At 32.3% G+C, this 23,336-nt stretch carries 20 protein-coding genes; 18 read left to right on the top strand and 2 right to left on the bottom strand.

Going from position 1 to position 23,336, the window contains the following annotated elements; translation table 11 throughout:
• The first annotated feature begins 107 nt into the window (after positions 1-107).
• The 8 genes from KA873_RS07465 (at position 108) to KA873_RS07430 (ending at position 8,364) form a co-directional block, all read left to right on the top strand.
• Positions 108-1,745 carry a putative polysaccharide biosynthesis protein gene (locus tag KA873_RS07465; RefSeq protein ID WP_107385127.1) on the top strand — a complete coding sequence of 546 codons (1,638 nt, stop codon included), beginning with the start codon at positions 108-110 and terminating at the stop codon, positions 1,743-1,745.
• The gene (locus tag KA873_RS07460; protein ID WP_210140203.1) at positions 1,742-2,440 is read left to right on the top strand and encodes a pseudouridine synthase; all 699 of its coding nucleotides are present in this window, start codon (positions 1,742-1,744) and stop codon (positions 2,438-2,440) included. The genes KA873_RS07465 and KA873_RS07460 overlap by 4 nt, the downstream gene beginning before the upstream one ends.
• A 15-nt stretch (positions 2,441-2,455) precedes the next feature.
• On the top strand, positions 2,456-2,854 hold the full coding sequence (locus KA873_RS07455; protein WP_107385125.1) for a YtxH domain-containing protein: 399 nt from the start codon (positions 2,456-2,458) through the stop codon (positions 2,852-2,854).
• A 222-nt stretch (positions 2,855-3,076) separates the two neighbouring features.
• The gene (pepV, locus tag KA873_RS07450) at positions 3,077-4,486 is read left to right on the top strand and encodes a dipeptidase PepV (protein ID WP_107504712.1); all 1,410 of its coding nucleotides are present in this window, start codon (positions 3,077-3,079) and stop codon (positions 4,484-4,486) included.
• Positions 4,487-4,488: 2 nt separating this feature from the next.
• Positions 4,489-5,334, top strand: coding sequence for a D-amino-acid transaminase (gene dat / locus KA873_RS07445; protein WP_107504711.1), 846 nt, complete (start codon positions 4,489-4,491; stop codon positions 5,332-5,334).
• A gap of 452 nt (positions 5,335-5,786) precedes the next feature.
• On the top strand, positions 5,787-6,578 hold the full coding sequence (locus tag KA873_RS07440; protein ID WP_064208823.1) for a phosphotransferase family protein: 792 nt from the start codon (positions 5,787-5,789) through the stop codon (positions 6,576-6,578).
• 15 nt (positions 6,579-6,593) lie between these two features.
• Positions 6,594-7,235 (top strand): tRNA (guanosine(46)-N7)-methyltransferase TrmB, encoded by a 642-nt coding sequence (gene trmB / locus KA873_RS07435; protein ID WP_107385164.1) that lies wholly within the window; start codon positions 6,594-6,596, stop codon positions 7,233-7,235.
• 301 nt (positions 7,236-7,536) lie between these two features.
• Positions 7,537-8,364, top strand: coding sequence for a YtnP family quorum-quenching lactonase (locus KA873_RS07430; protein ID WP_107504710.1), 828 nt, complete (start codon positions 7,537-7,539; stop codon positions 8,362-8,364).
• 163 nt (positions 8,365-8,527) lie between these two features.
• Here the strand turns inward: KA873_RS07430 and KA873_RS07425 are convergent, their stop codons facing one another.
• Complete coding sequence (locus tag KA873_RS07425; protein WP_107385162.1) at positions 8,528-8,845, bottom strand: hypothetical protein; 318 nt, start codon at positions 8,843-8,845, stop codon at positions 8,528-8,530.
• 115 nt (positions 8,846-8,960) lie between these two features.
• On the opposite strand from KA873_RS07425, the gene KA873_RS07420 reads away from it, so the two are divergent.
• From KA873_RS07420 to ccpA, 10 genes are all read left to right on the top strand, one after another.
• The gene (locus tag KA873_RS07420) at positions 8,961-10,004 is read left to right on the top strand and encodes a M42 family metallopeptidase (RefSeq protein WP_394859703.1); all 1,044 of its coding nucleotides are present in this window, start codon (positions 8,961-8,963) and stop codon (positions 10,002-10,004) included.
• Between the two features lie 17 nt (positions 10,005-10,021).
• Entirely contained in the window at positions 10,022-10,330 is a 309-nt protein-coding gene (locus KA873_RS07415) for a thioredoxin family protein (protein ID WP_019467703.1), read from the top strand.
• 126 nt (positions 10,331-10,456) lie between these two features.
• Entirely contained in the window at positions 10,457-11,320 is an 864-nt protein-coding gene (locus KA873_RS07410; RefSeq protein WP_107384407.1) for a DUF1444 domain-containing protein, read from the top strand.
• Between the two features lie 12 nt (positions 11,321-11,332).
• Positions 11,333-11,932 (top strand): YtpR family tRNA-binding protein, encoded by a 600-nt coding sequence (ytpR, locus tag KA873_RS07405; protein WP_107384406.1) that lies wholly within the window; start codon positions 11,333-11,335, stop codon positions 11,930-11,932.
• Between the two features lie 17 nt (positions 11,933-11,949).
• Positions 11,950-15,618, top strand: coding sequence for a DNA translocase FtsK (locus tag KA873_RS07400; protein ID WP_107504708.1), 3,669 nt, complete (start codon positions 11,950-11,952; stop codon positions 15,616-15,618).
• 23 nt (positions 15,619-15,641) lie between these two features.
• Positions 15,642-16,955: a UDP-N-acetylmuramate--L-alanine ligase gene (murC, locus tag KA873_RS07395; RefSeq protein WP_210140202.1), complete on the top strand. Its 1,314-nt coding sequence runs from the start codon at positions 15,642-15,644 to the stop codon at positions 16,953-16,955.
• A gap of 71 nt (positions 16,956-17,026) precedes the next feature.
• Entirely contained in the window at positions 17,027-17,518 is a 492-nt protein-coding gene (locus KA873_RS07390) for a DUF948 domain-containing protein (RefSeq protein ID WP_107384403.1), read from the top strand.
• An 82-nt stretch (positions 17,519-17,600) separates the two neighbouring features.
• Positions 17,601-18,824, top strand: coding sequence for a hypothetical protein (locus KA873_RS07385; RefSeq protein WP_107504706.1), 1,224 nt, complete (start codon positions 17,601-17,603; stop codon positions 18,822-18,824).
• A gap of 773 nt (positions 18,825-19,597) precedes the next feature.
• Positions 19,598-20,689, top strand: a complete 1,092-nt coding sequence (locus KA873_RS07380; protein WP_107504705.1) for a bifunctional 3-deoxy-7-phosphoheptulonate synthase/chorismate mutase — start codon at positions 19,598-19,600, stop codon at positions 20,687-20,689.
• A 300-nt stretch (positions 20,690-20,989) separates the two neighbouring features.
• Positions 20,990-21,979 carry a catabolite control protein A gene (ccpA, locus tag KA873_RS07375; RefSeq protein WP_019467758.1) on the top strand — a complete coding sequence of 330 codons (990 nt, stop codon included), beginning with the start codon at positions 20,990-20,992 and terminating at the stop codon, positions 21,977-21,979.
• A gap of 197 nt (positions 21,980-22,176) precedes the next feature.
• Here the strand turns inward: ccpA and KA873_RS07370 are convergent, their stop codons facing one another.
• Complete coding sequence (locus tag KA873_RS07370) at positions 22,177-23,331, bottom strand: acetoin utilization protein AcuC (RefSeq protein WP_119517601.1); 1,155 nt, start codon at positions 23,329-23,331, stop codon at positions 22,177-22,179.
• Positions 23,332-23,336: the final 5 nt, after the last annotated feature.

Below are 23,336 nucleotides of genomic sequence, written 5' to 3'. Positions count from 1 at the left end.
TAGTGTTATTTTATAGTTTATAGTAATATAGTTTTGAAAAAAAGTGTTTATAACGTTATGATTAAAGTTATGATTGTAAAAATTTAATTTGAGATAGGAAGATCTGAATGAGTGAAAGTAAAGAATTAGTTAGGGGTACCTTTTTAATCACCCTTAGTATATTGATTACTAAAGTCTTGGGTGTTATATATATTATTCCTTTTTACTCCATTATTGGTGGAGAAGAAAAATTGGCACCTTTTAACTATGCATATACGCCGTATAATATTGCCATTGCAGTCGCAACTGCTGGTGTGCCATTAGCGGCGTCTAAATATGTGTCTAAATATAATGCTTTAGGCGCTTATAAAGTAAGTGAAAAGTTATATAAATCTAGCTTTATAGTTATGACTATAACAGGATTTATTGGATTTTTCATTTTATATTTATTAGCACCAAGTATCGCCACAATTACTTTAGCACATGAATCTGGTACTAAAGGTGGTTGGTCAGTAGCTGATATTACATGGATTATTAGAATAATCAGTATGGTGGTCATATTCATACCATTACTTGCTACGTGGCGTGGTGTGTTCCAAGGTTATAAATCAATGGGGCCAACTGCGGTCTCAGAAGTCATAGAACAAATCGCACGTATATTATTTATTTTAGTAGGAAGTTATTTAGTACTTAATGTCTTTGGTGGAAGTGTGCTACAAGCCAACGGTATAGCAACATTTGCTGCTGCAATAGGTGCGATAGCAGGGATATTTACATTATGGTATTACTGGAGAAAGAGAAAACCTAACATTGAAAAAATGGTAGCAACGGATACTTCAGATATCACAGTTTCCTATGGAAAAATGTATAAAGAAATTATTTCTTATAGTATCCCATTTGTAATTGTTAGTTTGAATTTCCCACTGTTTAATCTAGTAGATCAGTTTACACATAACGGTGCCTTAGATTTGGCTGGTGTACCAAGCCGTTTACATGACTATTTCTTTACCATTTTAAACATGACGACAAATAAAATAGTGATGATTCCAACGTCTTTATCTGCTGGTTTTGCAGTGAGTTTAATCCCATTTATCACTAAGACGTATGAATCGGGTGAATTAAAAGAAATGCACAGACAAATCAGAACATCTTTAGGGGTTCTAATGTATATTACAGTCCCAGCAAGTCTGGGTATTATGGCCTTAGCTTTACCATTATATACTGTCTTTTATAGTTACAATGTCGATGGTAGTCAATTGTTATTTTATTATGCACCTGTGGCAATTTTAATAGGATTATTGAGTGTGACAGCATCTATGCTACAAGGCATTGATAAACAAAAATTAACAGTGTTTGTAATTTTAGCGGCAGTAGTATTAAAAGTAATACTAAACACGCCATTGATTATGGCTTTCCATACTGCCGGAGCAATTTTAAGTACGGCAATAGCATTGCTATTTGCTGTTATCTGTAATTTTTATATACTTAAAAAATATGCTAATTTTGATTTCTCAGAAACATGGCTACATTTTGGTAAAATTTTCTTATACGGCTTCTTAATGATGGTCGTAGTTGAATTATCATCATTTTTATTACAAATGGTTATTTCACCACAAACTAAATTTGGCGCTTTAGCAATTTTAATTATTAGTGTCATTATAGGTATGATTGTTTACGGTGGAATTACGATGAAGACAAAACTGGCCGATCAATTTTTAGGAGATATTCCAAATAAACTTAGACGTAAATTAGGTCTTATAAAATGAGATTAGATAAATTTTTAGCTAATATGGGTGTCGGAACGCGTACAGAAGTTAAACAGTTATTGAAAAAAGGTACGATTACAGTTAATAATAAAATAGAAAAATCTCCTAAAAAGCAAATAGACCCAGAAAATGATGTAGTTCAAAAAAACAATGAAACGATTCATTATATAGATAAAGTCTATCTAATGTTAAATAAGCCTAAAGGCTATGTATCTGCAACAGAGGATGACCAACATCAAACAGTTGTAGACTTGGTTGAACCATATCGGTTTTTAGAAGTTTTTCCAGTGGGGCGATTAGATAAAGACACTGAGGGTTTGTTATTAATTACGAATGATGGAACTTTTAATCATGAACTAATGAGCCCTGCTAAGCATGTTTCTAAAACATATGAGGTAATTTCTAAAAAAAATATTACAAATAATGATATAAAATCATTTAAAATGGGTATTGAATTCAATGAGGGTTTGGCGAAGCCTGCAACTTTAGTAAAAAGTGATGAGGCATATAAATCATTTGTCACAATTTATGAAGGAAGATATCATCAAGTTAAGCGTATGTTTCATGCTATAGATAATGAAGTTCTGGAATTGAAACGTATTAGCATTGGTGAACTAAAACTGGATGAATCTTTAGAACCGGGTGAATATCGCCACTTAACTCAAATAGATTTTAAACAATTAGGATTAAAATAATAAAGAGGTGTTATTATGTCAAAATTATTAAAAGCAATTATAGGTGTTGGAGGCGCAGCTGCTGCAGTTGTTCTTTCTAAAAAAGAGAATAGAGATAAATTAAAGGATGAATATAGTAAATATAAATCAAATCCTGAGTCCTATAAGCAAAACGCAAAAGACATCGCTAGTCAAATCAGTTCAAAAGCCAATGAAACTTATAATGAAGTAAAACAAGACCCTAAAGGTTATGCTTCAAAAGTAAAACAAGATCCTAAAGGTTTCATTAACGAACAAAAAGATCGTTTTAAAGGCGAATCTGAAGAAGAAGAACATGTTGAAGAAGCGAGATTTACTGATGAAGGTGCAGCTGATCCTTCAAATAATCTTCGCGTCGTTACTGAAGAAGAACTCAAAAACAATAAAAACAAATAAGCAATTATTAATTTAGTTTTTTAACCTAGTTCATAGTTTTGAACTAGGTTTTTTTATATTAATACAGATTTTGAAAGACATGTATGTGAAAGGCTTCAATCTGTTTTTCAATTAATTATACAGTGAATTTTTTTAAAATAATAATCACATCTCACTGTAGTTTCTGTACTACTTCATGTAAAATATTAAATATATAAGTATTAAAAAGGAAGTTGATGCTAAATGTGGAAAGATAAAGTGAAAGAATACGAAACAGATATTATAAACGATTTAAATGGCTTATTATCTATTGAAAGTGTGAGAGACGATAATAAAATTTCTTCAGAAAATCCGGTTGGACCTGGACCACGTAAGGCATTAGATTATATGTATGGTATTGCTGAACGTGATGGATTTAACACGCATGATGTTGAACATATTGCAGGACGTATTGAAGTTGGTGAAGGCGAAGATGTTATGGGAATTTTATGTCATGTTGATGTAGTGCCGGCTGGCGATGGTTGGGTTTCTAATCCTTTCGATCCTGTTGTAACTGAAGATAAGATTATTGCAAGAGGTACCCTTGATGATAAAGGGCCAACAATAGCAGCATATTATGCAGTGAAAATATTGAACGATATGAAGGTCAATTGGAAAAAACGTATACATATCATTATAGGCACTGATGAAGAGTCAGATTGGCAATGTACAGAGCGTTATTTTAAAACTGAAGAAATGCCAACTTTAGGCTTTGCACCTGATGCTGAATTCCCAGCAATACATGGTGAAAAAGGTATAAGTACATTTGATGTGGTTCAAAATGACAAAGCAGAGGATAAAGATGAGCCAGAATACGAACTTATTTCTTTTGCATCCGGTCAGCGCTATAACATGGTGCCTGATGAAGCAATTGCTAAACTTGCAGTTAAAGAAAACATGACTGACGTCATTCAAAAATTTGAACAGTTTTTATCTGATAATAATATTGATGGTGAAAGTATCGTTGATAGCGGTGTATTAGTACTTAAGGTTTATGGTAAAGCTGTACATGGTATGGATCCATCTATTGGTGTGAATGCAGGGTTATACTTATTGAATTTCTTAGCCAAATTAAATTTAGATAAAACTGCTGAAAATTTCACTCAATTTAGTGAACAGTATTTATTCAACTCTCATTTCGGTGAAAAAATGGGGATGAAATTCCATACAGATGTCATGGGAGATGTAACTACAAATATTGGTATCATTTCATACGATAATCAAAATGGTGGCCGATTTGGTATTAACTTAAGATATCCGCAAGGTTTTGAATTTGAAGAAGCCATGACTCGTTTTAAAGGTGAGATTCAACAACTTGGATTTTCTATTGAATTAGGTAAAAACCAAACACCTCACTATGTGGATAAAAATGATCCTTTCGTGCAAACGTTAGTGACAGCATATCGTAATCAAACTGGTGACCAAACCGAACCTTACACAATAGGTGGTGGAACATACGCACGTAATTTAGATAAAGGTGTTGCCTTTGGAGCTATGTTTAATGACTCCGAAGATTTAATGCATCAAAAAAATGAGTATATTACGAAAAAGCAATTATTTAATGCAACTAGTATTTATTTAGAAGCTTTATATGCACTATGCGTGGAGGAATGATGATGACAAAAGTACTTATTAATGAACATTTAGTAGATGAACAAGATGCAAAAGTACCATACAATGATCGAGGTTACGTATTTGGTGACGGGATATATGAATATATTAGAACATATAATAATAATATTTTTACTGCTAAACCCCATTTTGAAAGGCTTATAAGAAGTGCTAAAGAAATAGGTTTAGAATTGAAATACAATGTGGATGAACTTACTGAATTAATTCAAGAATTATTAGCAGCGAATGGCGTTGTTAATGGCGGCGTTTATATTCAAGTTACGCGTGGAGCAGCACCTCGTGACCATGCTTTTCCAACACCATCAGTAGAAGCTAATGTGATGGCATTTACCAAAACTTATGAACGTCCATACAAGTTATTAGAAGAAGGTATTAATGCGATAACAACTGAGGATATTCGTTGGTTAAGATGTGATATTAAAAGCTTGAATTTACTTGGAAATGTATTGGCTAAAGAGCGTGCAGTAAAATATAATGCGCAAGAAGCTATTCAACACAGAGGTGACATTGTTACTGAGGGATCATCAAGCAATGTATATGCTATTAAAGCAGGCGAAATCTATACACATCCAGTAAACAATTATATATTGAATGGTATTACGCGAATGGTTATAAAAGATATTGCCGAAGAAAAAGGTATACCATTTAATGAAGGTACATTTACTGTAGACTTTTTAAGAAACGCGGATGAAATTATTGTGTCTAGTACTTCTATTGAAGTGATGCCAGTCGTTAAATTAGATGGCGAACAAGTAGGAGACGGAGCAGTCGGTCCAGTAACGAAATCATTACAAGAAGGATTTAATAGTTACATTGACACAGATAGTTAATATTTTCCATAAAAGGAAATAAAATGTAACATCTATAAAAGCTAAATTATGTTATAATGCTAACTGAGCCGATTTAAAAAATTACAGAAAAATACTGTAGTAAAATGTGACTTTTTGTTTCTCATTATTGGTTGAAATAAATCTCTAAACATTATAAAATCTTCTATGAGACTTGAAATTGAGACTTGAAATTTCATAAAAAACTAAAGGAATTTTTCAAAAAAATACTGTTACGAGATCATGTATGATATGATGTTAAAGTTATTATTAATCTCGATACAGTATTTCATATTTAAATATGAAAACTTGATTCTATGGGACAAAATGATAGTCATAATTAAATGACTGTGATATAGAGTTTAAAGTTTATAAGTGTATTAGAAAATGATTATATTTGGCTCTCGAAATCTGTTTTCTTGAGCCATTTTCTAATTGAAAGTGAGGTGAACGTGTTGGAGCAGTTTTATCAATTAGGATGGACACTTGATTCAGCAGGTGGTGCATCTGGAGAAGCATATATGGCTGAACAAGATGGGCAGAAATTGTTTTTAAAACGAAATTCAAACCCATTTATTGCAGCCTTGTCTGCTGAAGGTATTGTACCTAAGCTTGTATGGACGAAACGAATAGAGACTGGGGAAGTCGTAACAGCGCAACATTGGAAAAATGGCAGAGAGCTAACTTTCGATGAGATGTATGAACAACGAGTGGCTAATTTATTGAAAAAAATACATAGTTCAAAAACACTTTTGAATATGTTGAAACGTATGGAAATGTATCCTATTACGCCTGATATTTTGTTAAATAAAATAAATGCCTCATTATCTAGAGAAGTGTTAACGCATCATGTAGTGCGAAAAGCATTAACTTATTTAGAAGATCATATGCCAAGTCTTGACCCTAGATTTTTTACAGTTGTCCATGGAGATGTCAATCACAATAATTGGTTGTTGTCTGACCACGATGAATTATTTTTAGTGGATTGGGAAGGTGCAATGATTGCGGATCCAGCAATTGATTTAGGCATGCTGCTATACAATTACGTTCCTGAAAATAAATGGCCTCAGTGGTTAAATGATTACGGTACGAAAGATTCTATAGACTTGCAAAAGAGGATGAAGTGGTATACTGCTGTCCAGTCTATTGGAATGGTACAGTGGTATGAAGAACAAAAACGCTATAAAGATATGAATATGTGGCTGAAGTTCTTAAATGAAGTAATGAATAACAATGCATTTATATAAGGAGTTATCAAGAAAATGAGAATGCGTTACAAGCCATGGGCTGAAGATTATTTAAAATCGCATCCTGATATTGTAGACACGGATGGCAGTCATGCGGGACATATTAGTGAATGGTTTGATAAAGATCAACCAATTTATATTGAAATTGGTTCTGGCATGGGACAATTTATAACAACACTTGCTGCACAAAGACCTGAAATTAATTTTATATCTATGGAACGTGAAAAAAATGTTATGGTCAAAGTGTTAGATAAAGTGAGAGAGCAAAATCTAACAAATATTAAATTGATATGTAATGATGCGATAGAACTCAATGAATACTTTAAAGATGGAGAAATTTCACGTATTTATTTAAATTTTTCTGACCCTTGGCCGAAAAAAAGACATACTAAGCGTAGATTAACGTATCACACGTTTTTATCCTTGTATAAACAAGTGTTAAAAACAGATGGAGAAATTCATTTTAAAACAGATAATAGAGGATTATTTGCTTATAGCTTAGAAAGTATGTCCCAATTTGGTATGTATTTTACAAAAATAAATTTAAATTTACATCAAGAAGAAAAAGAGAATAATATTGAAACAGAATATGAGCGAAAGTTTTCTGACAGAGGTTCAAGAATTTATAGAATGGAAGCCAAATTCCATAATAATTAAATATTTGTTATGACTCAGTTATAACGCTCATGTTCAAAATAAAGGGCTAATCCATAAGAAAGACGGATTAGTCCTTTTTTATATTAACGATCTTGTGATTTTGACCGTACGTGCTTGCCTGGGGATATGGCTCGAGCCTGTAGTCTCTCACACATACGAATGCATGAACGTCAATATGTTACAAAATCGCAATGAAATGACTATAGCAGGAGGACTAACAAATTTCGTTATTTTACGTGTAACAAGTATTATATTACTATATTAAGTGATTAGTAATTAAATTAAGAAATGGGGATTGGTTATGAAATTAGGAAAGTTCAAGATACATTACCTTAATGGTGGTATTACGAACATTGATGGGGGAGCGATGTTTGGTGTAGTACCCAAAGTTTTATGGACAAAAAAGTATGAACTGAGTGAGGACAATCGGATTCCATTACCCACACATCCAATATTAATACAAACGGAAGAATTTAACTTCATCATTGATACTGGTATAGGTAATCAAAAGCTTACGGAAAAAGAGCGTAAAATATTTGGTGTGCATTATGAAAGTAAAATAGATGAAGAGTTAAAATTATTTAATTTGACGACGAATGATATTGATTATGTACTAATGTCACATCTACATTTTGACCATGCGTCAGGATTAACTGATAGTGAAGGACGTGCGGTTTTTAAAAATGCGATTCATATTATTCAACAAGATGAATGGCATGAGTTTATTAGTCCTAATATACGTAGTAAATCAACGTATTGGCAGAAAAATAATGGTGATTTCTCCAATAATTTATTGTTATTTGAAAATGAAATTGAAATAGTCAAGGGGATTAATATGTACCATACTGGAGGTCATAGTTACGGTCATTCAATTATTACAATTGAAAGTGAAGGAGAAAAAGCAGTGCATATGGGAGATATTTTTCCCACAGTCGCTCACAAAAACCCGCTATGGGTTACTGCCTACGATGATTATCCAATGCAGTCAATAAGAGAAAAAGAACGCATGATACCTAGATTTATTTTAGAAAATTACTGGTTCTTATATTATCATGATGTGAATTACTTTGCTGTAAAATTTAACCAAAAAGAACTCTCTGAAATCGAACATTATATTACAAGAGAATAAAGTAAAAGGTTAAAGTTTTGAACATTTGAAATAGCACTATATCTTTAACAAGAAATACAATCTATGTCTTCTTGGCTTGAGCAGTGATATAGTTTATTTCTTTCAATGTAGTCGATAATCGTTGACTACATGATACAAACATGTTCATAACTTTAACCATTTATCATTTGCATTCAACGATGTTTATCACTTCACCGGTTTTAGCATTAGCATAAAAATCATAATAAGTGCGTTTGCCATTATGAAGGGTAGTGATACCACCTTGAAAGACTTCTAATTGATCGCCAGCATTTTGATACATTATCGTTTCGTTTAATATGTAAGAACCTACAACATTCATAAAATAAGTTTTTACATCTGAAATAATAGTTTCAGGATTACGATTTTGTAGTTGCTTTTGGCGAGTATAAAAATAAATTGATCCAACAATAGTTGTTATTAAGATTAAGCCGATGAAGAACCAACTTTTTTTATTCAACATATTACAATCTACCCCCAATAAATTCATATTTATAGTTTACCATAATGAAGATGATATAATAAATATTAAGGAGTGAAAGACATTGAGTATAGACAAAAGTAAAACATTATCAAGAATGAAAATATTAACAGAATTACATGGCGCGCCAGGATTTGAAGATGACGTTAAAGCATATTTGAAAGATGAGATGTCACCCTATGTAGATGACTTTGTTTATAATCGTATGGGTGGTTTTTATGGGGTTAAACGATCTAAATCTAAAGATCCTAAAAGAATAATGGTTGCCGCTCATATGGATGAAGTAGGTTTTTTAATAACGAACATCACAGATAATGGGCTTTTACAATTCACTAATTTAGGTGGAGTAGCAACTGATATTTGGCAAGGCCAAAGGTTAAAGGTAAAATCAAGAAACAACGAAGAAATTGTCGGGGTCGTTGCAAATATACCGAAACATTTTAGAACAGGTAACGAAGGCGCACCAAAAATTGAAGACTTATTATTAGATATAGGTTGTGAAAACGAACAAGATGTCATAAATCGAGGCATTCAAATAGGTGATACTATAGTTCCAGACACACCATTCACACAATTATCAGAGCATAGGTTTGCTAGTAAAGCGTGGGATAATCGCTATGGTTGTTTAATAGGCATAGAATTATTAGAATTATTAAAAGATGTAGAGTTAGATTTTGATTTATATGTCGGAGCAAATGTCCAAGAAGAGGTTGGTTTAAGAGGTGCAAAAGCCTCTGCTGAATTAATTGATCCAGATGTTGCTTTTATAGTAGATTGTTCACCAGCAAATGATATGAAAGGAAAGCAAAATCTTTCCGGTGAACTGGGAAAAGGGACTTTAATTCGTATAAAAGATGGAACAATGATATTAAAACCAACGTTTAGAGATTTTCTGTTAGATTTAGCAAACAAATTTAAAATTCCACATCAATATTATATGTCTCCAGGTGGTACAGATGGAGGAGAAATTCACAAAGCAAACATAGGTATACCAACCGCGGTTATTGGTGTTTGTGCACGCTATATTCACAGTACAAATGCAGTATTTGATTTTCGCGATTATGATGCTGCAAGAAGCTTAATATTACAATCAGTTAAAAATTTAGATAATGAAGTAATAAATACTTTACAGTATAAATAACGTTTTGGAGTGATTAGATGGAACAATTAGAAAATGAACAACAATTTTTAGAATTAAAAAAAGGACACACAGTATTTTTATTTACTGCTGATTGGTGTCCGGATTGTAAAGTAATTGAACCAGACCTACCACAACTTGAAGCGAAGTATACAAATTATAAATTCATATCAGTGGATAGAGATAAATTTATAGATATTTGTATTGAACATGGTATTATGGGCATTCCTAGTTTTTTAGTATTTAGTAATGGACAACAAATTGGAAGTTATATTGGCAAAGAACGTAAATCCATTGAACAGATAGATGAATTTTTAGCTTCTTTATAAAAATAAAGTAAATCAAATGTATTAATGTGTACGCTAAAAATATACCCTTAGAACTTACTTTTTTTCTGTTCCTAAGGGTATATTTATTGTAAACTGTATTAAGACACGTAAATAGGAGTGTTAACGATGAATGTCTTTCAAATGAGAGATAAATTAAAAGATAGATTGAAACATTTAGATGTTAAATTTAGTTTTAATCGTGATGAAGAAACGCTACGCGTATCTAGAAATGATAATGGCAAAGGTGTTACTGTCAAAATTTCTACAATTGTAGCGAAATATAAAGAACAAAAAGAAAACATTGTAGATGAAATTGTATATTATGTTGAAGAAGCGATTGAACAAATGAAAGGGGAGGCTTTATCTGAAGCAGAGAACATTGAGATAATGCCTGTACTGAGATCGCCTAGTTTTGATAAAAAAGATAAAGAAGGTAATTCATTTGTTATAGATAAACATACTGCAGAAACAAATATTTATTATGCAGTAGATTTAGGAAAATCTTATCGATTAATAGATGAACAAATGTTAGAAAAATTAAATCTTACTAAACAACAAGTGAAAGAAATGGCATTATTTAATGTCAGAAAACTTGAAAACAAATATAAAACTGATGAAGTTAAAGGTAATATTTTCTATTTTGTAAATTCAAATGATGGCTACGATGCAAGTAGAATTTTAAATAATACCTTTTTGAATGACATACAAGCTCAATGTGAAGGTGAAATGTTGGTAGCAGTACCACATCAAGATGTGTTAATTATTGCCGATATACGAAATAAAACAGGTTATGATGTCATGGCACATTTAACGATGGAATTCTTCACGAAAGGTTTAGTTCCAATCACGTCATTATCATTAGCTTATGATAACGGACATTTTGAACCAATATTTATATTAGGTAAAAATAATAAGCAAAAAAGAAACCCAAATGTCATCCAAAGATTAGAAGCAACTAGAAAACAATATGAAAATAAAGATAAGAAATAAGGAGTTAAAAAAATGAATTTATTTTACAATAAAGAAGCTGTTGGAGATGTAGCTTTTTTACAAATTGAACCCACAACAGGTGAATTTACTTATGAAACAAAGAATGATGTAGTGGAAATTCGTCAAGATAATAAGGTTGTAGGTTTTAATATATTCAATGCATCAAAGGTCTCAAATATTACTGGAAAAGGTCATATAAAATTGGATGAAAATTTGATTCATGACTTACAACAAGCAATTAATAATGCTGGTTTCACATTTGAATTGAACGCAGATTTATCACCAAAATTTGTTGTCGGTTATGTTGAAACTAAAGAAAAACACCCAGATGCAGATAAATTAAGTGTTTTAAATGTAGATGTAGAAACAGAAAAGCTACAAATCGTTTGTGGAGCGCCGAATGTTGAAGCAGGACAAAAGGTCGTTGTAGCAAAAGTAGGAGCTGTGATGCCAAGTGGCATGGTTATTAAAGATGCAGCATTACGTGGTGTAGATTCAAGTGGAATGATTTGTTCTATGAAAGAATTAAATTTACCAAATGCTCCACAGGAAAAAGGTATTATGGTATTGTCTGATGAATACAAAGTTGGACAGGCATTTTTTGAAGAATAGAAGGAGGTAATGTCCGAATGAGCTGGTTCGACAAATTATTTGGAGAAGAAAATGATCCTAATAAAGATTATCTAAATAAAAGAAACCAACGACGCCAAAAGAATATGCAGCAAGAACATCAAGACACATTACTTCCTCAAAATAACGATGTTTATGAGAGACCCAAAGGGAAATTTAGATTTCCAATGCGTGTTTTAGAAGAAAATAGTGACACTGAGGACGCTAATAAAGAATCATCAGAAAATGAATTTAAAAATTCCAATCATAAGTCATCTAATCCTCATACTGAGAATCACCACTATAGAAGACGGAGACAAATGGCTGATGAAACAACTACAGATAAATTTGATCAACCATCTACAGAATCTTATCCATCATCACGTAGTAAAACAAATGCGTCATTAGATAATGAAGTTCGTAAAGAAAAGAAACAACACAAAGGAAAAAGAACAAGAATTCAAACAGATGTTTTAGGCGGTACTGGACACGGAAGTGGACATAGTACAAAAAAACATGAGCCTACTACACCTCAATATCATAAAAGTGAATTTAAAGCGAGCGAAGTTCCTTCAGCTATTTTTGGAACTAAAAAACCACATCCTTTAGAAAATGGTGTGATAAAACCTAATAATCGTTTTACAGATGATAATGAGAGTGAAATGCAAGGAGAACAAAAATTAAATTCTAACAATGACCAAAGCGTCACTGATGAATCAACGTTTGATCAATTTTCTCAAGTTGATAGCGAACAACCATCATCTAAAAAGAGCAAAGAACAAACGCAAAATAAATCTATGCAACAAGATCATGTATCACAATCAACAACTACACCTAAAAAGAACAATACAATCAATATAGAAAATATCTATGCGTCTCAAATTGTTGAAGAAATTCGTAGAGAACGTGAGCGTAAAGTGCTTCAAAAACGTCAGTTTAAGAAAGCATTGCAACAGAAGCGACAAGAAAATCAACAAAATGACGAAGATACAATTCAAAAAGCAATTGATGAAATGTATGCACAACAAGCAAAACAATATATTGGAGAAAGTTCATTAGACGGATCAGAAAATAATAATAGTGATACAGACTACGCAAAAAAATTGTCAGATAAAGATACAAATGAACAAAATGATGCTGATAACCAAAGTGATACGTCACAATACAAGTATCAAGAAATTAATTTAGATCATATAAGTGATGTACATAACATTGACAATAACCAATCAGATGTTGAGTCAGATGAAAGTGAGAATCAAACTGTCAATGTAGAAAATGAACCAAGTATTACAGAAACATCAACGAGTCAAGCTAATGACGAGTCAAATCTTTTTCAAGATAGTAATCATGTAGAAATAGATAATGTTCTGCAACACGACGATGAAAACTCAACAGAATCAATCGATAATACTGAAATTTCGGATGCAACTTATAGAGAAATTTCAGATGTTCAAAAAGATATGTCACAAAATACGCTTGATTCGACTCAACAAGCGCACAAAAATGAAGTAAAAACATCGAAAAATGAAAATGATTATTCTGTGGATGATACATCAATGTATACAAACCATCATTTTGAAAAAGAAGATGAGCAAAATATAGATGACACTGATGATTTAAATCAAAATGCTTCACGATATCAAAAAGATTCATCGGTTAATACTGAAGCGGATAGAACTGGTGAAAATACATTTGTTAGTGACGCACAGATTTCAGAGAATAAAGATGATGAAACACAACAAGTTCATGATAAGCCAGCAGCTAAAGTTAATAGTGATGAACAAAGGAATCAACAACATAAAAATACAACTAGATTGAAAGGGAGCAAACCTTTCAATGTAGTGATGACACCATCTGACAAAAAACGAATGCTTGATGCTAAAAAAAATCTTAACAACACGAATACTTCTGTCAAATCTAATGAGGTTAAATTACAACAATCAGATGAAAATATAGATAAACCAACACAGACAAAAAAAGCTGAATCAACTGCTTCTTATCATCAACAAATGCAAACCGAAAATAACGTGGAAGTATATGCTTCAGACGATAATAAGTCAAAAATTACGGATATGCATGCGCAATCTGAAACATTGACTGAGGATGTACAGTCCAGTAAAGGTCTGAAAGATGAAGGTATAGAAAACGAGCATGATGAAAAAACACAAAAACTTGAATCCAAACATATAGACAATCAATCAGTTAATGATACGACGTCTCAGAATTCAAATACTGTGAGTCAGCCAAGTCAAAATACGCCACCATATCAAGAAAGTAAAACGTCAATAAGAAAAGGTCCGAATATTAAACTTCCAAGTATTGATTTACTTGATGAACCTAAAGTGCATGAAATAGATAATCAATGGATTGAAGAAAAGAAACAAGAATTAAATGAAGCATTCTATTATTTCAATGTACCTGCGGAAGTTCAAACTGTTACGGAAGGACCAAGTGTGACTCGTTTTGAACTGTCTGTTGAAAAAGGTGTGAAAGTATCTAGAATCACTAACTTACAAGATGATATTAAAATGGCATTGGCAGCAAAAGATATACGTATTGAAGCACCTATTCCAGGCACGAGTCTAGTAGGTATTGAAGTGCCAAATCAGTCTTCCACACCTGTTAATTTACGTTCTATCATAGAAGATAATACATTTAAAAATGCTGAATCTAAATTAACAGTAGCTATGGGGCTTAGAATTAACAATGAGCCATTGGTTATGGATATAGCAAAAACACCTCATGCTTTAATTGCTGGTGCTACAGGCTCAGGTAAATCTGTATCTATTAACAGCATTTTAATGTCATTATTGTATAAAAATCATCCTGAAGAACTAAGGTTATTACTTATCGATCCTAAGATGGTTGAGTTGGCACCATATAATGGCTTGCCACATTTGGTATCTCCTGTTATTACTGATGTTAAAGCTGCTACACAAAGTTTAAAATGGGCAGTTGAAGAAATGGAACGTCGATATAAAGTATTTGCCAAATACCATGTTAGAAATATAACTGCTTTTAATAAAAAAGCAAATTATGAAGATAGAATGCCAAAAATTGTTATAGTAATAGATGAATTAGCTGATTTAATGATGATGGCACCACAAGAGGTTGAACAATCAATTGCACGAATTGCACAAAAAGCACGCGCATGTGGGATTCATATGTTAGTTGCAACACAAAGACCATCCGTAAACGTAATTACAGGATTAATCAAAGCGAATATACCAACACGTATTGCCTTTATGGTATCTTCAAGTGTAGATTCACGTACGATTTTAGATAGTGGTGGAGCAGAGCGCTTATTAGGTTATGGGGATATGCTATACCTAGGAAGTGGAATGAACAAACCCATACGTGTACAAGGAACATTCGTTTCTGATGAAGAAATTGATGATGTAGTTGATTTTATTAAACAACAACGTGAACCTGATTATCTTTTTGAAGAAAAAGAATTGTTGAAAAAAGTAGAAAGTCATCCACAAGATGATTTATTCGACGACGTATGTCGATTTATGGTACAAGAAGGACATATTTCTACTTCACTGATACAAAGACATTTCCAAATCGGTTATAATCGCGCTGCGAGAATTGTAGACCAACTAGAACAGTTAGGTTATGTTTCGGAAGCAAACGGTTCGAAACCTAGAGATGTGTATATCACAGAGTCTGATTTGAATGATAATTAATATAGAGATAAAGGAGTGTTACAATGACACATTACCATTTTGTCGGCATTAAAGGTGCCGGTATGAGTTCATTAGCACAAATCATGCATGATCTTGGAAATGAAGTACAAGGATCAGATATAAAGAATTATGTTTTCACAGAAGTAGCATTAAAAAATAAAGGTATAAAAATCCTGCCCTTTGATGCAGATAATATAAAGGCAGATATGGTCATTGTTCAAGGTAATGCCTTTCCTGATACGCATGAAGAAGTAGTCCGCGCACATGAATTAAATTTAGAAGTTATTCGTTATCATGATTTTTTAGGTCATGTTATTAACCAATACACTTCTGTTGCTGTAACAGGTGCACATGGTAAAACATCTACAACTGGCTTACTATCACATGTTATGAACGGAGATAAAAAGACATCTTTCCTAATTGGAGACGGTACAGGTTTAGGTATTCCGGCTAGTGATTACTTTGCTTTTGAAGCGTGTGAATACCGTAGACATTTTTTAAGTTATCACCCGGATTATACTATTATGACAAATATTGATTTTGATCATCCAGATTATTTTAAAGATGTACATGATGTTTTTAATGCTTTTCAAGAAATGGCACATAACATAAAAAAAGCAATTATAGCTTGGGGAGATGATCCATATCTTCGTGATTTAAAAGCAGATGTACCTATTTATTATTATGGATTCTCTAAAAATGATGATATATATGCAGATAATATTCAATTTAGTGAAAAGGGTACGCAATTTGATGTTTATATTAATAATAAATATTATGATACTTTCTTATCTCCACAATTTGGGGATCATAATATTTTAAATGGACTTGCTGTAATAGCAATAAGTTATTTAGAAGGATTAAACGTTGATAATATTAAAGAAGCGTTAGAAACATTTGGTGGTGTAAAACGTAGATTTAATGAAACTAAGGCGGGTAAACAAATATTAGTGGATGATTATGCTCACCATCCGAGAGAAATTAGTGCTACAATTGAGACAGCACGAAAAAAATATCCTAATAAAGAAGTTATAGCTGTTTTCCAACCACATACTTTCAGTAGAACACAGGCTTTTTTAGAAGAATTTGCTGAATGTTTGAATCTTGCTGATAAAACATTTTTATGTGAAATTTTTGGATCAATAAGAGAAAATAATGGTGAACTAACCATTCAAGACCTAGTTAAAAGGGTGGATGGTTCCACGCTTATTGATGAGCATAGTGTAAATGCTTTAGAACAGTATAAAGATGCAGTTATCTTATTTATGGGTGCAGGCGATATACAAAAAATCCAACGTGCATATATGGAAAATATCGGTGTAACTACCTCATTTTAATATGTTTATGTTAAAATGATGTGGGTATTTATATTAAATAACAACATATGTTTTTTTAGGAGGCGTTTTAAATGGAATGGATTTTACCTATAGCTGGAATAATTGCAGCGATTGCTTTTTTAGTATTATGTATAGGAATCGTTGTTGTATTACTTTCAGTTAAGAAAAATTTAGATCACGTTGCTAAAACTCTTGATGGAGTTGAAGGACAAATTCAAGGGATTACACGTGAATCTACTGACTTACTTCATAAAGCGAATCGCTTAACTGAAGATATTCAAGATAAATCAGAACGTTTAAACTCTGTCGTTGATGCTGTGAAAGGTATCGGTGATTCAGTTCAAACATTAAATGGTTCTGTTGATCGAGTAACTAACTCAATCACGCACAATATTTCTCAAAATGAAGATAAAATTTCTCAAGTTGTACAATGGTCAAACGTTGCAATGGAAGTTGCTGACAAATGGCAAAACAGAAGAAATCGTAGAGAAAGTGCAAATTATAAAACAAGTAGCGTAGCAGACGATGCAAATCATAGCTATACTACACGTGTTGACCATTAATCATTTATATACTTAAAAAACAAATGCACTTAAATGAGGTATAAACTTATTTAAGTGCATTTGTTATAGGAGGCATTCAAATATGAAGTACTATAATCGAGATGATTTCGAAAGAAATTTAGAAAGCTATGAAGTTCCAGAATATTTTACATCTGGCGCTAGGAATGTGTTTGTTTATGGATTTATAGTGGGTGCAGTGATAGGTTCGGCAGTAGGGTTGGTTTCTATTAGTAAATCACGTCAAAGTGATAAATCCGTTCCTAAAAATAATAAAGCATTCAAATCAAATGTAGTTAAAGAAGCTGAAAATGATAAAGCAGAAGCAGAACGTCAAGTTGCGCACATTAAAGAAAAAGCAATTACAAACAATGAATTAGATGCGCAAAAAGTTGCAATTCAACAAGAGACGGCTTCACACAACTTATCTAATACGTCACCTCAAGCACAAGAAACATTAACTGAACAACAATCGAGTGAAGCATCAGATGATAGTTTGAACAATATTGATGTACAAGCACAACCAACAGAAAGTGAAAAAAATGCTCAAAAAAATGCAATTAAGCAAGAGTCAGAAACACATCATTTATCTGATTCTACAGTTGCATCATCTTCTGACGAATCATCAAAAAATGGTACAGTATCGGCTACAAAATTAGCGAATGCTGCTGAAGAGAAAAATAAAGCTTTAAAAAATGACACGACAGTTAAGAAAAACACAACTGCACTTGTAGCTGAAGAAAATGTAAAATCTAATTCTAAAAAGGCAGTTCCTAATTTAGTTACTAAAAGTACTGAAGCTGAATCAACAAACAGTTTAAAATCAGCAACAGTTGCAGGTAGTATTACTGCTGCAGGATTAGCATTAGCAGCGAGTCAAAAACGTGATGCAATGTCCAAAGATCCTAAAGTAGCTGAAAAGACAGTTGATTTATTAAAACCTGAAACGCTAACAGCTAAAGGTAATCAAAAAGTACCTAATTTAGTTACAAAGAAATTAGATAATGCAGTAGAAAATAATAATAAAGTAGAAAATTCTGCAGATAAACATGGTCAAGCTTCAAATAATAATGCATCTCAAGCTGCAGAGCAACGTGTTAAGCAAACACATAAAAGTGTGTCTTTTAAAGATGGTATGATTGTTCATGATAATGCTGAACAAGGTATAAGTAAGCAATCTTCTAGTGATAACAATACTGTTTCAGCTAATTCTGACCAAGAAGTGCCAACATATTCAAAAAATAGATTACAAAACAAGAAGTCTGAAAAAGCGAAAAGTAAAATAGATAAAAGAACATTTAACGACTAAAAGCTGTTATCTGATTTTGGTATAAATTCTATAATCAAAAAGAGTTTCGGGCATAAATCCCCATCTCAAAATAAGAGGGCCAATCCATAATATGGATTGGTCCTCTTTATATTTAAAATCTTACGATTTTGATCGTGCATGCTTGCCTGGGGATATGGCTAGAGCCTGTAGTCTCTCGCTCATATCATTTCCCCGGGCGTCAGCACGATGCAAAATCTCTATAAGTGATGTGCTTTAATACAATAGAAAAAAGCTTCGTCTTATTTAACTTATACAACTAATAGAAAGTCGTATTTTTAATTAACCAAAGATATAACTTAATATGAATACACATGATGGATAGGTCTTCTTTATATTTAAAATCTTACGATTTTGACTTTGCATGCTTGCCTGGGGATATGATTAGAGCCTGTAGTCTCTCATTCATATGAATCCCAGGGCGTCAGCACATTACAAAATCGTACAATTTATATTTTGTTATTCAAAAATAAGCTATTTTGCATAATTTAATAAATAGCACTAAACTAAATCTACTTGCATACGTTGTAACGAGTCGTTGAAATAAAATTATATTTTAAGTAATAGTGTAAAAATACGACTAGCAAATAACAGAAAATTCAGTTATCATTAAACGTATTCACTTTAAAAAGTGATTTTTTACGTTTGAGACTTGAACTTATATGTAGTTATTGTTAGAATTACGTTTAACAAATATTTTATCGCTTTAAAGCAGAATAAAATATCGCTGTAAAATTTTCATAGAGGTGAATAAAATGACAGACAAATTACAAGAATACAGAGATGAAATTGTTGGAATTAATGAACAAATATTAGACCTTTTATCTAAAAGAGGGAAAATCGCACAAAAAATAGGTGAAGAAAAACGCAAACAGGGTACAATGGTTTATGACCCTCAACGTGAAAAAGAAATGATTAACCAACTTTTAGATAAAAATGAAGGTCCGTTTAATGATAATGTGATTAAACAACTATTTAAAGAAATTTTTAAAGCCTCTACTGACTTGCAAAAATCAGAGAATGAAAAACACTTATATGTGTCTAGAAAATTGAAACCAGAAGATACGATTGTTCAATTTGATAATGGAGGCATTATTGGTGATGGTAATAAATCATTTGTTTTTGGTCCATGCTCAGTTGAGTCACAAGAACAAGTAGATGCAGTTGCTGCAAATTTACAAGCTAAAGGTGAGAAATTCATTAGAGGTGGTGCATTTAAACCTCGTACATCACCTTATGATTTCCAAGGATTAGGTGAAGAAGGACTTAAAATACTTAAAAATACAAAAGATAAATATGGTTTGAATGTTGTAAGTGAAATTGTAAATCCAGCAGATTTTGAAATTGCTGATCAATATTTAGATGTCTTTCAAATCGGTGCACGTAATATGCAGAATTTCGAATTATTAAAAGAGGCAGGGCGTTCTAATAAGCCAGTATTATTAAAACGTGGATTGGCCGCTACAATTGAAGAATTTATTTTTGCAGCTGAGTATATTGCGTCGCAAGGTAATGAAAATATAATTTTATGTGAACGTGGTATACGTACATATGAAAAAGCTACTAGAAATACATTAGACATTTCCGCAGTGCCAATTTTAAAACAGGGTACACATTTACCAGTTTTAGTAGATGTTACACATAGTACTGGACGTAAAGATATCATGTTACCTACTGCAAAAGCAGGTTTAGCTGTTGGTGCTGATGGTATTATGGCAGAAGTTCACCCAGATCCTTCTGTTGCATTAAGTGATAGTGGTCAACAAATGGATTTAAATGAATTTGAAAAATTCTACAATGAATTAAAACCATTAGCTGATATGTATAACAGCAAACAATTAAAATAATGTATATGATATTATGATTTTATAACCTCTATTTTGCACACTAACTATTTAGGTGCATATAGAGGTTTTTATATTGCTTTATAATAACTATTTATACGAAAAATAAATACTGCTTTTAAAATTTATTGTTAATGAAATAAAAAATATACTCAAATAAGATTTGATAAATTATTATGAAATTGACATAATTATGACATTCAAATCAAAATGATTTTACATTTACGAAAAATATGGTAAACTTTGAAAATGTTATGAAAACAGAGTATAATGATAAAGAAATCGCTTTCAAGGAGGAAGTTTATGACTGTAACAATTTATGATGTAGCTAGAGAAGCTAGAGTATCTATGGCTACTGTTTCGCGTGTCGTAAATGGTAACCAAAATGTAAAACCAGAAACCCGAGACAAAGTGAACGAAGTAATAAAAAAATTGAGTTATCGTCCTAACGCAGTAGCAAGAGGATTAGCGAGTAAACGTACGACGACTGTTGGAGTAATTATCCCAGATATTTCAAATGTGTATTATTCACAACTCGCACGTGGTTTAGAAGACATTGCTACGATGTATAAGTATCATTCAATCATCTCTAATTCTGATAATGATCCAAGCAAAGAGAAAGAAATTTTTAATAATTTATTAAGCAAACAAGTAGATGGCATTATCTTTTTAGGTGGTACCATATCAGAAGAAATTAAAGAGTTGATTAATAAATCATCTGTACCAGTGGTTGTGTCAGGTACGAATGGTAAAGATGAAGGAATTTCATCTGTTAATATTGATTTCCAAACTGCTGCAAAAGAAATAACTGCACACCTGATCGAAAAAGGGGCAAAGCGTTTTGCTTTTGTAGGTGGAGATTATTCCAAGAAGGCACAAGATGATGTGTTAGAAGGATTAAAAGAAGTCTTATCAGAAAATCAATTAACATTAGATGAACAATTAATCTTCAATGGTAATGAAACATATAAAGATGGTTTACGTGCATTTGGTGCATTAAAATCTACTAAACCAGATGCTATTTTATCAATTAGTGATGAACAAGCAATTGGTTTAGTTCATGCAGCACAAGATGAGGGTGTAACTGTTCCGGATGATTTACAAATTGTTAGTTTTAATAATACACGATTAGTAGAAATGGTTAGACCACAATTATCAAGTGTGATTCAGCCATTGTATGATATTGGTGCAGTGGGAATGAGATTATTAACCAAATATATGAACGAAGAAGAAATTGATGAACCTAATGTGATTTTACCGCATAGAATTGAATATAGAGGTACAACAAAATAAATTTAATAAAACACAGATGTTATGACCAAAATCCATGTTTAAAATGATTTTGCTGTACTAGTTTAGCAAGAATACACTGGTTTTAAGTTTTACCTGAACTGAAATTCATGCATAAGCCCCACTAATCTCAATGAGCTGAGTAGTGGGGCTTTATCACGCTTTGTGTTTTTTATGTAGTAAAACTATAAAAATAAGGGTTATTTAAACCAGCTTAATACTTGAGTTGCATGTTTCATATTGATCTCTGTAATTTCTTTACGTCTGGGTATCAATTGATAATCTAATTTTTGGTCTTTCCAAGTCTTTGGTAATTCACAAGTAGCATAAGGTGTCCACTTAGCAACCCATTTTTCAGGCAATTCACCTTGTTGTTGTTGTTCACCAATTAATGCTAAAAAAACATGCGTCCATGCACGAGGTACAACTTTCCAAATATTGTAACCACCGCCACCAAACATAATCACTTTTCCATCAGTATATTTATCTGCTAATGCTTTAATTTTATAGGGGATTTCATATAGTGTATTTAGTGTACAACTCATATGTGTGAGTGGATCTAAATAATGAATATCTACACCATGCACACTCACAATGATATCAGGTTTGAAAGAGGCAACAACAGGTTCTAATGTTTCATTTAAGACCTCGAGATAAGAATCATCTTCTGTGTACGGTTCAAGTGGTATATTGACGGTATAACCGAAGCCTTGTTCATTGCCGCGTTCTGTATAGTTTCCCGACCCAGGGAATAAAAATTTACCTGTTTCATGTATAGAATAAATTAATGCATCGTTGTTAGTATAAAAACTCCATTGTGTTCCATCCCCATGATGTGCATCTGTATCTATACACATTACTCGTAAATCATAATGCTTGATGAGGTAAGCAATGGTAATTGCCACATCATTGTATATGCAGAAACCATTGGCACGACCTGGCAAACTATGATGCAATCCACCACCTAAATGGCAACCATTGGTGAATGTACCGTCCATAATTTTATCAGCTAAATTAAGGGCACCACCCACAATGCGTGCACTGTGTTTATGCATCATTCTAAATTGCAGTGTATCGCTTCCATCTAAGCCATATTTCTTGGCTTCATTGTCATTTAAAATGCCATGTGATGCACGTCTAATAGATTGTATATAATCATAGCTATGAATCAAATTTAATTCGTCATCTGTTGCAATCCGTGGTCTAACAATGTGTTCAGGTTTTAAATAACCTAAATCACTTAATAGTTCAGTTGTCAGTTTCAATCTCATTTGATTGAAAGGATGTTGATTACTAAAACGATATTGTAAGATTTCGTTTGAATAAACAAAACCAGTATTTTGGGTATTGCTCATATTGA

Source organism: Staphylococcus sp. GDY8P45P, from assembly GCF_017892745.1.
Taxonomy (GTDB): Bacteria; Bacillota; Bacilli; order Staphylococcales; family Staphylococcaceae; genus Staphylococcus; species Staphylococcus cohnii.
This window is presented reverse-complemented; position numbering and strand designations above follow the sequence as displayed.

Coding starts and splice junctions, on each gene's coding strand:
- KA873_RS07465 (WP_107385127.1), top strand. CDS start 108: ATGAGTGAAAGTAAAGAATTAGTTAGGGGTACCTTTTTAATCACCCTT.
- KA873_RS07460 (WP_210140203.1), top strand. CDS start 1,742: ATGAGATTAGATAAATTTTTAGCTAATATGGGTGTCGGAACGCGTACA.
- KA873_RS07455 (WP_107385125.1), top strand. CDS start 2,456: ATGTCAAAATTATTAAAAGCAATTATAGGTGTTGGAGGCGCAGCTGCT.
- pepV (WP_107504712.1), top strand. CDS start 3,077: ATGTGGAAAGATAAAGTGAAAGAATACGAAACAGATATTATAAACGAT.
- dat (WP_107504711.1), top strand. CDS start 4,489: ATGACAAAAGTACTTATTAATGAACATTTAGTAGATGAACAAGATGCA.
- trmB (WP_107385164.1), top strand. CDS start 6,594: ATGAGAATGCGTTACAAGCCATGGGCTGAAGATTATTTAAAATCGCAT.
- KA873_RS07430 (WP_107504710.1), top strand. CDS start 7,537: ATGAAATTAGGAAAGTTCAAGATACATTACCTTAATGGTGGTATTACG.
- KA873_RS07425 (WP_107385162.1), bottom strand. CDS start 8,845: ATGTTGAATAAAAAAAGTTGGTTCTTCATCGGCTTAATCTTAATAACA.
- KA873_RS07420 (WP_394859703.1), top strand. CDS start 8,961: ATGAAAATATTAACAGAATTACATGGCGCGCCAGGATTTGAAGATGAC.
- KA873_RS07415 (WP_019467703.1), top strand. CDS start 10,022: ATGGAACAATTAGAAAATGAACAACAATTTTTAGAATTAAAAAAAGGA.
- KA873_RS07410 (WP_107384407.1), top strand. CDS start 10,457: ATGAATGTCTTTCAAATGAGAGATAAATTAAAAGATAGATTGAAACAT.
- ytpR (WP_107384406.1), top strand. CDS start 11,333: ATGAATTTATTTTACAATAAAGAAGCTGTTGGAGATGTAGCTTTTTTA.
- KA873_RS07400 (WP_107504708.1), top strand. CDS start 11,950: ATGAGCTGGTTCGACAAATTATTTGGAGAAGAAAATGATCCTAATAAA.
- murC (WP_210140202.1), top strand. CDS start 15,642: ATGACACATTACCATTTTGTCGGCATTAAAGGTGCCGGTATGAGTTCA.
- KA873_RS07390 (WP_107384403.1), top strand. CDS start 17,027: ATGGAATGGATTTTACCTATAGCTGGAATAATTGCAGCGATTGCTTTT.
- KA873_RS07385 (WP_107504706.1), top strand. CDS start 17,601: ATGAAGTACTATAATCGAGATGATTTCGAAAGAAATTTAGAAAGCTAT.
- KA873_RS07380 (WP_107504705.1), top strand. CDS start 19,598: ATGACAGACAAATTACAAGAATACAGAGATGAAATTGTTGGAATTAAT.
- ccpA (WP_019467758.1), top strand. CDS start 20,990: ATGACTGTAACAATTTATGATGTAGCTAGAGAAGCTAGAGTATCTATG.
- KA873_RS07370 (WP_119517601.1), bottom strand. CDS start 23,331: ATGAGCAATACCCAAAATACTGGTTTTGTTTATTCAAACGAAATCTTA.